We start from the raw sequence: 12320 nt of genomic DNA, 5'->3' as shown, positions 1-12320 counted from the left end.
TTTTCAATGTTCTACTGGTTGATCGAGCTGTCCAACACCGTTCCGGGGTTTGGGGCATTCCGCAGCGGCCTGAACGTGTTCCGCTACATCACCTTCCGCACCGGCGGTGCGATGGTGACCGGCGCGCTGTTCGTGTTTCTGTTCGGGCCCTGGATCATCGATCACTTAAGGCTGCGGCAGGGCAAGGGCCAGCCGATCCGCACCGATGGTCCGCAGTCGCATCTGATCTCCAAGAAGGGCACGCCCACCATGGGCGGGCTCATGATCTTGTCCGGGCTCGTGGTGTCGACGCTGCTCTGGGCCAATCCGCTCAATCCCTATGTCTGGATCGTGCTGGCGGTGACGCTCGGCTTCGGCTTCGTCGGCTTCTATGACGATTATTTGAAGGTCACAAAGCAGTCACACTCTGGCTTCGCCGGCAAGCTCAGGCTCTTGATCGAGGCGGTGATCGGGATTGCCGCCTGCTACGCGCTGGTCCGGCTCGGCCGCGACGTGTCCTCGACCTCGCTGGCGATTCCGTTCTTCAAGGACATGGTGATCAATTTCGGCTGGTTCTTCGTGATCTTCGGCGCCTTCGTGATGGTCGGCGCCGGCAATGCGGTGAACCTCACCGACGGCCTCGACGGTCTCGCCATCGTGCCCGTGATGATCGCGGCCGCAAGCTTCGGCATGATCTCGTACCTCACCGGCAACGCGGTGTTCTCCGACTATCTGCAGATCAATTACGTCGCCGGCACCGGCGAACTCGCGGTGCTGTGCGGCGCGGTGCTTGGCGCAGGCCTCGGCTTCCTCTGGTTCAACGCGCCGCCGGCCTCGATCTTCATGGGCGACACCGGCTCGCTGGCGCTCGGCGGCATGCTCGGGGCGACCGCGGTTGCGGTGAAGCACGAGATCGTGCTCGCCGTGATCGGCGGCCTGTTCGTGCTGGAGGCGGTCTCGGTCATCGTGCAGGTCACCTCGTTCAAGCTCACCGGCAAACGCGTGTTCCGGATGGCGCCGCTGCACCATCATTTCGAGCAGAAGGGCTGGACCGAGCCGCAGATCGTGATCCGGTTCTGGATCATCTCGGTGATGCTGGCGCTCGCCGGTCTCTCCACCCTCAAGCTGCGCTGAGCGCCGCCATGATTCCGGTCACCTCCTTCGCAGGCAGGACGGTCGCAGTGTTCGGGCTCGGCGGCTCCGGGCTTGCGAGCTGCCACGCGCTGAAGGCCGGTGGCGCGGAGGTGATCGCGGCTGACGACAGTGCCGACAATGTCGCCAAGGCGGCGCAGGCCGGGTTCACCACCGCTGATTTGCGCACCGTGTCGTGGGCGAATTTCGCCGCGCTGATCCTCACTCCTGGTGCGCCGCTGACCCATCCGGCGCCGCACTGGAGCGTGCTGAAGGCGCGCGATGCCGGCGTCGAGGTGATCGGCGACGTCGAGTTGTTCTGCCGCGAGCGGCGCCGTCACGCGCCGAACGCGCCGTTCGTCGCGATCACAGGCACCAACGGCAAGTCGACCACGACGGCGCTGATCGCGCATCTGATGAAGGTCGCCGGCTACGACACCCAGATGGGCGGCAATATCGGCACCGCGATCCTGTCGCTGGAGCCGCCGCGGATGGGCCGTGTCCACGTCATCGAGATGTCGTCCTACCAGATCGACCTCGCGCCGTCGCTCGATCCCTCGGTCGGCATCCTGATCAACATAAGCGAGGACCACATCGATCGCCACGGCACGCTGACGCATTACGCCGCGGTCAAGGAACGGCTGGTCGCGGGTGTTCAGCAGGGCGGCACCGCGATCGTCGGCGTCGACGACGGCTGGTGCCGCGATATCGCCGATAGACTCGATCGCACGGGAAAACGCGTGGTGCGCATCTCGGTGAAGAACCCGCTGCCCGACGGCCTCTATGTCGAGCATGAAACGATCGTGCGCGCCTCAGGCGCGGCGCGCAGCGAGGTCGCGCGTCTCGGCGGCATCGGCTCGCTGCGCGGCCTGCACAATGCGCAGAACGCGGCCTGCGCCTCGGCCTGTTCGCTCGCAATGGGGATCGCGACAGACGTGTTGCAGAACGGCCTGCGCAGTTTTCCGGGTCTCGCGCATCGCATGGAGCAGGTCGGCCGCCGCGGCAATGTCTTGTTCGTCAACGACTCCAAGGGCACCAATGCGGACGCGGCCGCGCACGCGCTGTCGTCCTTTGCCGACATCTTCTGGATCGCCGGCGGCAAGCCGAAGGCCGGCGGCATCACCGGCCTTACCGGTTATTTCCCGCGCATCCGCAAGGCCTATCTGATCGGCGAGGCGGCGGCCGAGTTTTCCGGCACGCTCGGCGACCGCGTGGCGCACGAAATGTCCGGCACGCTCGACGTCGCAATCGCCAGCGCCGCGCGCGACGCCGAGGCGTCGGGGCTCGCCGAGGCCGTCGTGCTGCTGTCGCCGGCCTGCGCCTCGTTCGACCAGTACCGCAATTTCGAAATCCGCGGCACAGCCTTCCGCGATATCGTCCAGGCACTGCCCGGCGTCAAGCCGGTGGTGTGACGATTCCGACGTCGGAGGATGGGCAGAGCGCTGCGAAACCCATCGGTTCTTGGTCGGACAGTATCGATGGGAATTGGTTTTTCTTCATCGTATGTGAGGTGGGCACGTCTCTCAGGCTCCCTCCCCGCGCAACCGGGGTTTACCCGGTTGCGCATCATTGATTTGCGCAAGTCGGGCAGGCCCGACTTGCGATGGGGAGGGTGGGGAGAGGGGTGGCCCCGAGTGCGGTGTTAGAGATTGAGTGGCGTTACTTCAGCCATCGTGCTGGGCAGGCCGCGTGTTGTCTTCGCCACCATCGGCAACGGAGCAAGCGGCACCCCTCTCCCTAACCCTCTCCCGCAAGGGGAGAGGGAACCCTTCCGCCGATGCTTCCCTTACGCCAATCACTGAGTTGCCCGACGGGTCAAGCGTGGACCGCAAAAATATTTCGCTTTATCGGAAGTGCAACTCAATGCTATGAATTCCCCGTCTCACCCGATCGAGGGGCGCTGCGCATCGTCACGGGTGTTGTGGTGAGATGCGGTGGACGCTGAATGTGCAACTGACGAGTGCGCATGACGCGGACGGTGAAGTCGTGTGGTCCTGACGCCCTAGGAGCTTGTCTGGATAGTCGCTGTTCAAATCTGGTCGGGTCTGATTCAACATTGGGCGATGAGCAAGTATTTTCGGCCTTGGAACATCGATCAGACGCTGCTTCTGCCGCCGAATGTGCAGGACTTCGTGCCGAAAGGCCATGTCTCGCGGTTTATGGTTGATCTGGTGCGGGAGAGCCTCGATCTCAGGGAGATCATGGGCAGCTATGTGAGCGGGCTTGGGCAGCCGCCGTTTGATCCGCGGATGATGGTGGCGCTGCTGCTGCATAGCTATGCGAGTGGGCTGTATTCGTCGCGTCGGATTGCCAAGGCCTGCCGGGAGCGGAACGATTTTGTGATGATCGTGGCGCTGGATGCGCCGGATTTTCGGCCGATCAGCGACTTTCGCAAGCGACATTTGAAGGCGCTCGGCGCGCTATTCGTGCAGGTTCTGAAGTTGTGCGAGACGGCCGGGCTGGTCAAGCTCGGTCATGTCGCGCTGGATGGTACGAAGATCAAGGCGAACGCGTCGAAACACAAGGCGATGAGTTATGAGCGCATGAAGAAGCGCGAGGCGGAATTGAAGGCCGAGGTCGCTCGCATGCTGGCGGCCGCCGAGGCGGCGGATGCCTCGGAGGATGAGACTTTCGGCAACAGCGACGAACTGCCGGACTGGACCGTCGACAAGCAGAAACGGCTGGCGAAGATCCAGCAAGCGATGGCGGCGCTGGAAGCGGACGCCAAACTGGCGGCTGAGGAAGAGCGCCGCATCGAGGCCGAAAAGGAACAGCAGCGCCAGGCCGAAGGCCGCAAGAAGCCGGGCAAACCGGCGGCGCTGCCATCGGAGGAACCCAATCCCAAGGCGCAACGCAACTTCACCGATCCGGAAAGCCGCATCATGAAGTCGAAGGATGGCTTCGTTCAGGCCTATAATGCCCAGGCGGCCGTCGATGCACATGCCCAGATCATTGTCGCGCAAGAACTGACCCAGCACGGCAGCGATCAGGGCCAGTTGGTGCCCCTGATCGAGGCCATCGAGAGCAATCTTGGCCGCAAGCCGCGGCAGGCCTCAGCGGATTCCGGCTACTGCAGCGAAGCCAATCTCGAAGCGCTCGACACACGCAGCATCGATGGCTATGTCGCGCCCGGACGCGCCAAACACCCGACAGTAGCGAACGGAAAAGTCGGCGGCCCGCTGACACAGGCCATGCGAAAGAAGATCGACGATGGCGGCTTCGAAACACCCTACCGATTGCGAAAGCAAGTGGTGGAGCCGGTGTTCGGGCAGATCAAACAGGCAAGAGGCTTCCGCCAGTTCCTGTTGCGGGGCATCGAGAAAGTGCGCGCCGAGTGGACAATGATCTGCACCGTCCATAACCTCCTCAAGCTGTTCAACCTCGCAAACGCAGCCTGAGCCTGCTACTCTACAACAAATGCCCGTCACGAAAACATATCTGGACGGGCTCCTAGCGGCCGGTGTCCCCTCGTAAGGCGCGTAGCGCCCTTGTGAAGGCGGTGACAAACAAGCCCAGTCTCGCCGGGGAGAGCACGAAATAAGCCGTAACCCATCGCGCAGGGAAAGCCGGGTTGTTTCCGGTTACACCTGTGGTCCTACCTCCGGTGCTTTTTGTTGCACCGGACCCATGGGTGCGATCGGCACCCGGCTTTCCCTGCGCCCTCTGCGAGAGGAGAGGGCCGAACGAAATGCAAAGCTCGGGCAATCATGTCGCGAGAATGCGGACGTGTGACCTGCAGACCGCGCCACACATTCACCGTCGTCCCGGCGAAGGCCGGGACCCATAACCACAAAAGGATATTGTCGAGCATCGCTGCAACGACGAGTCCCATCCACAACACCGGCCGCGGCGTATGGGTCCCGGCCTTCGCCGGGACGACAGTTGTGCGTGGGGTCCGCAGCAGTGAACGGAGCCCCAATCCACCTCCCTCAAAAGTTACCCGACCCGTTAACCCCTTGGAAACCATCCTGCGCCACGAATGGACGTTACCTCTGCCATCTGGGGACGCCCATGCTCGCCCGTGACCAACGCACCCCGTTCTCGGACTGGTGGTGGACCGTCGACAAGCTGCTGCTTGTGGCGATCGCCGCGTTGATGCTGGCCGGCGTCATCCTGTCGCTGGCGGCGAGCCCGCCGGTGGCGACCCGGATCGGGCTCGATCCGTTCCACTTCTTCAACCGCCACGTCATGTTCCTGGCGCCGTCGCTGATCGTGCTGATCGGGGTGTCGTTCATGACGCCGCGGCAGATCCGGCGCACCGCGCTGATCGTGTTCGCGGTCTCGATCGCGCTGATCGTGCTGACGCTGCTGATCGGGCCCGAGGTCAAGGGCTCGCGGCGCTGGATCACGCTGCTCGGCGTCAACATCCAGGCCTCCGAGGCCGCCAAGCCTTCTTTCGTGATCGTGGCGGCCTGGCTGTTCGCGGAATCGACCAAGCGGCCGGAGATGCCGGCGACCTCGATGGCGCTGGTGCTGCTGATGACGCTGGTCACGCTGCTGGTGATGGAGCCCGACTTCGGTCAGACCATGCTGATTCTCACCGTGTGGGGCGCCTTGTTCTTCATCGCGGGCATGCGGATGATCTGGGTGTTCGGGCTCGCCGGCGCCGCCGGCGCCGGCCTGTTCGGCGCCTATCTGCTGGTGCCGCACGTCGCCGGCCGCATCAAGCGCTTCATGAATCCTGCCTCCGGCGACACCTTCCAGGTCGACACCGCGATGGAGGCGTTCTGGAACGGCGGCTGGTTCGGGCTCGGGCCGGGCGAGGGCATCGCCAAGCGCAGCCTGCCCGACAGCCACACCGACTTCGTGTTCGCGGTCGCGGCCGAAGAGTTCGGCATCATTCTCTGCCTGATGCTGGTCGCGCTGTTCGGCTTCATCGTGATCCGCACGCTGACCCGCGCCTATGCCACCGAGGACATGTTCTCGCGCTTCGCGGCGTCGGGGCTTGCGATCCTGTTCGGCGTGCAGGCGACGATCAACATGGCGGTCAATCTGCAATTGATCCCGGCCAAGGGCATGACGCTGCCGTTCATCTCCTACGGCGGCTCCTCCTTCGTCTCGCTGGCCTATGGCGTCGGCATGATGCTGGCGCTGACGCGGCAGCGGCCGCGCACGGAGATCGAATCGATGGAAGGCGCCAGTTCTCGGCGCGCCTACGCGTAGGTGACTGTGACGGCGGCGTCGGTTATCTGGAAACCATGGACAACGCGCCCCTGATTCTGCTGGCGGCCGGCGGCACCGGCGGCCATTTGTTCCCGGCCGAAGCGCTCGCCGTGGAATTGATCAGGCGTGGCCTGCGCGTCCGCCTCGCCACCGACGGCCGCGCGCTGCGCTATTCCGGCCTGTTCGGCCGCGAGAGCATCGACCTGGTGCCGAGCGCGACCGTGCGCAGCCGCAACCCGATCTCGCTGGCGCAGACCGTGCTGATGCTCGGTTACGGAACGCTGGTTGCGGCAAATCTGGTGCGCCGGCTGAAGCCTTCCGCCGTGGTCGGTTTCGGCGGCTATCCGACCTTGCCGCCGCTGATCGCGGCGCGGATGCTCGGCGTCCCCGGCATCATCCACGATGCCAATGCGGTGCTCGGCCGCGCCAACCGTTTCCTCTCCGGCCGCGTCAACGCGATCGCGACCTCGCTGCCCGGCGTGCTCGATCGCGATCCCGCGCTCGCCGGCAAGGCCACCACCGTCGGCACGCCGATGCGCCCGGCGATCCTGGCGGCGGCCGCGGTGAAATATACGCCGCCCGAGGTGGACGGGCCGCTGCGCCTGCTGGTCGTCGGCGGCAGCCAGGGCGCGCGGGTGATGAGCGACATCGTGCCGCCGGCAGTCGAGCAGCTTGCGCCCGCGCTGTGGAGCCGCCTGATCGTCACCCAGCAGGTGCGCGAAGAGGACATGACCAGGGTGCGCGCGGTCTATGACCGGCTCGAGATCAATGCCGAGCTCGCGCCGTTCTTCGCCGACCTGCCGGCGCGGCTGGCGTCGAGCCAGCTCGTGATCTCGCGCTCCGGCGCCGGCACCGTGGCCGAGCTCGCCGCGATCGGCCGGCCCTCGATCCTGGTGCCGCTGCCGGGCGCGATCGATCAGGACCAGTTCGCCAATGCCGGCGTGCTGTCGCAGGCGAGCGGCGCGCTGCGCATCGCGCAGGGCGACTTCACGCCCGAAAGACTCGCCGCCGAAATCTCGGCCTTCGCCGCCGAGCCCGAGAAATTGACCGCGATGGCGCAGGCCGCGCGCGGCGTCGGCCGGCTCGATGCCGCCGAGCGGCTCGCCGATCTGGTCGCGAAGGTGGCCGGGATTTGATGCGCCAAACCGGCAGGACGCCGGGGGAGACTAGATCATGACGGGCCTGTTGATTCACTCCGTCTCGGAATTCTCGGATCTGATCCTCGAAGGGCTGCGTCTGGCGGACGCGCTAGATATCGTCGAGATCGGCGCGGAGTATGGCGGCATGTCGGCGCTGCTCGCCGAGCACTGCCGGGTACGCGGCGGTCGGCTCACCAGTGTCGATCCGGCGCCGAAGCGCGAATTCCTCGATTGGGTGAACGCCAATCCGGATGTGCGTCATGTGGCAAAGACCAGCCTCGATGCCTTCGCCGAACTGGATGCCGCCGACGCGTGGATCGTCGATGGCGACCACAATTGGTACACCGTCTATCACGAGCTGCGGCAGATCGAGGCGATCAGCCGCCGCGCCGGCAAGCCCCTGCTGGTCTTCCTGCACGATGTCGGCTGGCCCTGCGGGCGGCGCGACATGTATTACGCACCCGAGCAAATTCCGGCCGCCTATCGCCATCCGCACAGTTACGACGCCGGCGCCACGCTGGATCGCCCGGCGCTGGTCGAGGGCCGTGGCTTTCGCGGCGCGGGCCTCGCCGCGTTCGCGAATGTTTCCGGCGGCGCGCGCAACGGCGTGATGACCGCGATCGATGATTTCCTGGCGGAGGAGCTGGCGCAGGGCAGGGAGTTCGGCTTCGCCGAGATCCCCGTCGTATTCGGCCTCGGCGTGCTGTTCGACATGAGCGCGACCTGGAGCGCATCGCTGGCCGAACTCGTGCTGCCCTATCACCGGAACAAGCTGCTGCGCACGCTCGAGACCAATCGTCTGCGCAACTATCTTCGCGTCATCGAGATGCAGGATGAACTGGCGGCACGTGCCGTGCGATTGGGAGCGGCGTAGCCGCCGGGCCGGGATGGAGATGTCCGTGATCCCTCATCGCAACCACTGGCCGGTAGTCGATGATCGCGACATTTCCGCGGCCGGAGGCCGCAAAAAGCCCTTGTCACGCATGGGAAAAGCGGGGCATCCAGTGGTCAGCGCCGCCGATGTGAGGCGCACAGAGAAGCTCAATCGTCCGCTCCGCAGCGGTGCCCGCATTGGGCGGACGATGATGTCAGGAACCGGATCATGAGACTGCCGCGCGAGATCGGACCCATTCACTTCGTCGGGATCGGCGGCATCGGCATGAGCGGCATTGCCGAGGTGCTGATCAATCTCGGCTACACCGTGCAGGGCTCCGACGCGTCGGACAATTACAACCTCGACCGGCTGCGCAAGAAGGGCGCAAAGGTCTCGGTCGGCCACACCGCGGAGAATGTCGACGGCGCCGATGTCGTCGTGGTCTCGACCGCGATCAAGCGCGACAATCCCGAGTTGATGGCGGCGCGCGCGCAGCGCATTCCGGTGGTACGGCGGGCCGAGATGCTGGCGGAACTGATGCGGCTGAAGAGCTGCGTCGCGATCGCCGGCACCCACGGCAAGACCACCACGACGACGATGGTGGCGACCTTGCTCGACGCCGGCGGCCTCGATCCGACCGTGATCAATGGCGGCATCATCAATGCCTACGGCTCCAACGCGCGGCTCGGGGCCGGCGACTGGATGGTGGTCGAGGCCGACGAGAGCGACGGCACTTTCCTGAAGCTGCCGTCGGATGTCGTCATCGTCACCAACATCGATCCCGAGCATCTCGATCACTTCAAGACCTTCGAGGCGATCCAGGATGCGTTCCGCAATTTCGTCGAGAACGTTCCGTTCTACGGCTTCGCCGTGATGTGCACCGATCACCCGGTGGTGCAAAACCTGGTCGGCAAGATCGAGGACCGCCGCATCATCACCTACGGACAAAATCCGCAGGCCGATGCGCAGCTGCTGGATCTGACGCCGATGGGCGGCGGCTCCAAGTTCACGGTGGCGATCCGCGATCGCAAGACCGGCGCGACGCGTGAGATCGCCGATATCATGCTGCCGATGCCGGGACGCCACAATGCATCGAACGCGACGGCTGCGATCGCGGTCGCGCACCAGCTCGGCGTGTCCGACGACGTGATCCGCCAGGCCATGGCCGGCTTCGGCGGCGTCAAGCGGCGCTTCACCAAGACCGGCGAGTCGAACGGCATCACCGTGATCGACGATTACGGTCATCATCCGGTCGAGATCGCAGCCGTGCTGAAGGCGGCGCGGGAATCCACCAACGGCAAGATCGTCGCCGTGGTGCAGCCGCATCGCTACACCCGCCTGCAGTCGCTGTTCGAGGAATTCTGCACCTGCTTCAACGACGCCGATGCGGTCGTGGTCGCCGAGGTCTATCCGGCCGGCGAGACGCCGATCGCCGGCATCGACCGCGATCATTTCGCCGCCGGCCTGCGCGCCCACGGCCATCGCAACGTGGTGCCGCTGCCGAATCCGGGCGAGCTCGCGAAGATCGTGCACGGCCTTGCCAAGCCCGGCGACCTCGTCGTCTGCCTCGGCGCCGGCAACATCACGCAGTGGGCCTACGCACTGCCCGGCGAATTGAAGGCGCTGGGGTGATGGAGGCCGTGTATCCATCCACGTCATGGCCGGGCTTGTCCCGGCCATCCACGTCTTCACTGCACTATCGTGACGTACAGATCGTCCCAGTTCGGGTTCGTTGCAACGATCGTGCGGACCTTCCAGGCGCGTGGCCAATGTTTGATGGTGTGTTCGCGCTGAATGGCGGTACGGATGTCGTCGAATTGCTCGAAATAGACCAGCTGCTTCAGTCCGTATCGCTTGGTGAATCCGTCGACGAAGCCGGAACGATGCTCAAATACCCGGCGAACAAGGTCGCTCATTACCCCGACGTCGCCGTTCGGACGGTTGGTCAGAAAGTAGACGCATCCACCTGCCATGTGGAGATACTGCAAGACGTGGATCGCCGGGACAAGCCCGGCCATGACGGATGGAGAGGTCACGCATGACCTTCCCCGACATCACGCCTGATCTCAAAGCCGCGATGCCGGAGCTGCGCGGGCGGCTGCTGGCGAACCAATCGTTGGCGGAGCTGACCTGGTTTCGTGTCGGCGGTCCGGCGCAGGTGCTGTTCACGCCGGCGGACGCGGATGATCTCGCCTATTTCCTGAAGCGATTGCGGCAGGAGCTGCCGGTCTATGTCGTCGGCGTCGGCTCCAATCTGATCGTGCGCGACGGCGGCATGCCTGGCGTCGTGATCCGGCTGGCGCCGCGTGCGTTCGGAGAAACGAGTGCGGCCGGCGATATCGTCACTGCGGGAGCCGCGGCGCTCGACAAGCGCGTCGCCGAAACGGCGGCGGCCGCGAATATCGGCGGCATGGAATTCTTCTTCGGCATTCCCGGCACGGTCGGCGGCGCGCTGCGCATGAACGCCGGCGCCAATGGCGGCGAGACCAAGGACGTGCTGGTGGAGGCGACCGGCATTGGCCGCGATGGAACGAAGCACATTTTCGGCAATGCCGACATGAAGTTCGTCTACCGCAACAGCGGCGTCGATCCGTCCGTGATCTTCACCTCGGCGCGCTTCCGCGGCAGGATCACCGCATCAGATGCGATCCGCGCCCGCATGAACGAGGTGCAGACCCATCGCGAGACCGCGCAGCCGATCCGCGAGAAGACCGGCGGCTCGACCTTCAAGAATCCGCCCGGCAACAGCGCCTGGAAGCTGATCGATGCAGCCGGCTGCCGTGGCCTCAAGGTCGGCGGCGCGCAGGTCTCGGAGATGCACTGCAATTTCCTGATCAACACCGGCAACGCCACCGGGCACGACATCGAGACGCTCGGCGAGACGGTGCGTGAACGGGTCAAGCAAACCAGCGGGATTGAGCTGCACTGGGAAATCAAGCGGATCGGGAACAGCTGATGCAGGTGACCATTCTGTTCGGCGGCACCAACAAGGAGCGGCTGGTCTCGGTGGCGAGCGCGCAGGCGCTGCATCGCGCGCTGCCCGACGCGGAGCTCTGGTTCTGGGACGTCGACGACACCGTGCATGCGGTGACGTCGGAGAAGCTGCTCGGTCACACCCGGCCCTTCGAGGTTGATTTCAAGCCCGACGGTCGCGGCATCGCGCTCGAGGAGGCGCTCGACAAGGCAGGCGCCGAGCAGCGTGTGCTGGTGCTCGGCCTGCACGGCGGTCGCGCCGAGAATGGCGAATTGCAGGCGATGTGCGAGATGCGCGGCGTCGCGTTCACCGGCTCCGGTTCGGCGTCGTCGCATCTGGCGTTCGACAAGCCGTCGGCCAAGCGCTTCGCGGCGATCGCAGGCCTCAACGCGCCGCAGGGCATCGCCGTCGAACAGCTCGATGAGGCCTTCGCCCAGCATGGCAGGCTGATCGCAAAGCCCGCCAAGGACGGATCGAGCTACGGCCTGATCTTCGTCAACGCGCAGCAGGACCTCGTCGCCGTCCGCAATGCGGCCAGGCATGAAGACTATCTGATCGAGCCGTACGTCGCGGGCGTAGAAGCGACCTGCGGCGTGCTCGAGCAATCCGACGGCACGGTGTTCGCGCTGCCGCCGATCGAGATCGTGCCGGCGGAAGGCAGCTTCGACTACACGGCCAAATACCTCCTGAAGTCGACCCAGGAGATCTGCCCCGGCCGCTTCGCGCCGGAGGTCAGCGCCGCCATCATGGACCACGCGCTGAAGGCGCATCGCGCGCTGTCCTGCACCGGCTACTCGCGCAGCGATTTTATCGTCTCAGTGAACGGGCCGGTCTATCTCGAGACCAATACGCTGCCGGGGCTGACGGCGGCATCACTGTACCCTAAGGCCTTGAAAGCGCAGGGCATCGCCTTTGCCGATTTCCTCAACGACCAGATCGAGATCGCGCGCCGCCGCGTCCGGGGTTAAGGCCGACCGGGCGGGAACCCGCGGGACCCGGCCGGATGGAACCCGGACGCTGTTGCTAAAATGCTAACGGGTTCGCGGCAAAGTCCTCAAAG

10 protein-coding genes are annotated in these 12320 nt (G+C 65.1%); 9 read left to right on the top strand and 1 reads right to left on the bottom strand.

What is annotated here, in order from left to right; all coding sequences use genetic code 11:
- The first annotated feature begins 6 nt into the window (after window positions 1–6).
- The 7 genes from mraY to murC all read left to right on the top strand — a co-directional run bounded on the left by mraY (window position 7) and on the right by murC (window position 9918).
- Window positions 7–1113 carry a phospho-N-acetylmuramoyl-pentapeptide-transferase gene (gene mraY, locus HAP48_RS02805; RefSeq protein WP_029078909.1) on the top strand — a complete coding sequence of 369 codons (1107 nt, stop codon included), beginning with the start codon at window positions 7–9 and terminating at the stop codon, window positions 1111–1113.
- A gap of 8 nt (window positions 1114–1121) precedes the next feature.
- Window positions 1122–2522: a UDP-N-acetylmuramoyl-L-alanine--D-glutamate ligase gene (murD, locus tag HAP48_RS02800; protein ID WP_166214933.1), complete on the top strand. Its 1401-nt coding sequence runs from the start codon at window positions 1122–1124 to the stop codon at window positions 2520–2522.
- A gap of 651 nt (window positions 2523–3173) precedes the next feature.
- Window positions 3174–4508 carry an IS1182 family transposase gene (locus HAP48_RS02795; RefSeq protein WP_166214936.1) on the top strand — a complete coding sequence of 445 codons (1335 nt, stop codon included), beginning with the start codon at window positions 3174–3176 and terminating at the stop codon, window positions 4506–4508.
- A gap of 613 nt (window positions 4509–5121) precedes the next feature.
- Window positions 5122–6273, top strand: coding sequence for a putative lipid II flippase FtsW (gene ftsW, locus HAP48_RS02790; protein WP_166214938.1), 1152 nt, complete (start codon window positions 5122–5124; stop codon window positions 6271–6273).
- 35 nt (window positions 6274–6308) lie between these two features.
- Window positions 6309–7409: an undecaprenyldiphospho-muramoylpentapeptide beta-N-acetylglucosaminyltransferase gene (murG, locus tag HAP48_RS02785; protein WP_166214942.1), complete on the top strand. Its 1101-nt coding sequence runs from the start codon at window positions 6309–6311 to the stop codon at window positions 7407–7409.
- 37 nt (window positions 7410–7446) lie between these two features.
- Complete coding sequence (locus HAP48_RS02780) at window positions 7447–8286, top strand: class I SAM-dependent methyltransferase (protein ID WP_166214945.1); 840 nt, start codon at window positions 7447–7449, stop codon at window positions 8284–8286.
- Window positions 8287–8514: 228 nt separating this feature from the next.
- Complete coding sequence (gene murC, locus HAP48_RS02775; protein ID WP_166214948.1) at window positions 8515–9918, top strand: UDP-N-acetylmuramate--L-alanine ligase; 1404 nt, start codon at window positions 8515–8517, stop codon at window positions 9916–9918.
- 56 nt (window positions 9919–9974) lie between these two features.
- Here the strand turns inward: murC and HAP48_RS02770 are convergent, their stop codons facing one another.
- Entirely contained in the window at window positions 9975–10304 is a 330-nt protein-coding gene (locus HAP48_RS02770) for a GIY-YIG nuclease family protein (RefSeq protein WP_166216973.1), read from the bottom strand.
- A gap of 20 nt (window positions 10305–10324) precedes the next feature.
- Here HAP48_RS02770 and murB point away from each other — a divergent pair, with 20 nt between their 5' ends.
- Window positions 10325–11242: a UDP-N-acetylmuramate dehydrogenase gene (murB, locus tag HAP48_RS02765; protein WP_166214952.1), complete on the top strand. Its 918-nt coding sequence runs from the start codon at window positions 10325–10327 to the stop codon at window positions 11240–11242.
- The gene (locus HAP48_RS02760) at window positions 11242–12228 is read left to right on the top strand and encodes a D-alanine--D-alanine ligase family protein (protein WP_166214955.1); all 987 of its coding nucleotides are present in this window, start codon (window positions 11242–11244) and stop codon (window positions 12226–12228) included. The genes murB and HAP48_RS02760 overlap by 1 nt, the downstream gene beginning before the upstream one ends.
- Window positions 12229–12320 lie beyond the last annotated feature (92 nt).

The sequence above is a fragment of the Bradyrhizobium septentrionale genome (assembly GCF_011516645.4).
GTDB classification, from domain to species: Bacteria; Pseudomonadota; Alphaproteobacteria; order Rhizobiales; family Xanthobacteraceae; genus Bradyrhizobium; species Bradyrhizobium septentrionale.
The sequence above is the reverse complement of the archived record's forward strand: the minus strand, read 5'-3'. Positions and strand labels throughout refer to the sequence as shown.

Excerpts from the sequence above, each read along its gene's own strand:
- murD (WP_166214933.1), top strand. The coding sequence starts at position 1,122 with ATGATTCCGGTCACCTCCTTCGCAGGCAGGACGGTCGCAGTGTTCGGG.
- murG (WP_166214942.1), top strand. The coding sequence starts at position 6,309 with ATGGACAACGCGCCCCTGATTCTGCTGGCGGCCGGCGGCACCGGCGGC.
- HAP48_RS02780 (WP_166214945.1), top strand. The coding sequence starts at position 7,447 with ATGACGGGCCTGTTGATTCACTCCGTCTCGGAATTCTCGGATCTGATC.
- ftsW (WP_166214938.1), top strand. The coding sequence starts at position 5,122 with ATGCTCGCCCGTGACCAACGCACCCCGTTCTCGGACTGGTGGTGGACC.
- HAP48_RS02795 (WP_166214936.1), top strand. The coding sequence starts at position 3,174 with ATGAGCAAGTATTTTCGGCCTTGGAACATCGATCAGACGCTGCTTCTG.
- HAP48_RS02770 (WP_166216973.1), bottom strand. The coding sequence starts at position 10,304 with ATGGCCGGGCTTGTCCCGGCGATCCACGTCTTGCAGTATCTCCACATG.
- murC (WP_166214948.1), top strand. The coding sequence starts at position 8,515 with ATGAGACTGCCGCGCGAGATCGGACCCATTCACTTCGTCGGGATCGGC.
- murB (WP_166214952.1), top strand. The coding sequence starts at position 10,325 with ATGACCTTCCCCGACATCACGCCTGATCTCAAAGCCGCGATGCCGGAG.
- HAP48_RS02760 (WP_166214955.1), top strand. The coding sequence starts at position 11,242 with ATGCAGGTGACCATTCTGTTCGGCGGCACCAACAAGGAGCGGCTGGTC.
- mraY (WP_029078909.1), top strand. The coding sequence starts at position 7 with ATGTTCTACTGGTTGATCGAGCTGTCCAACACCGTTCCGGGGTTTGGG.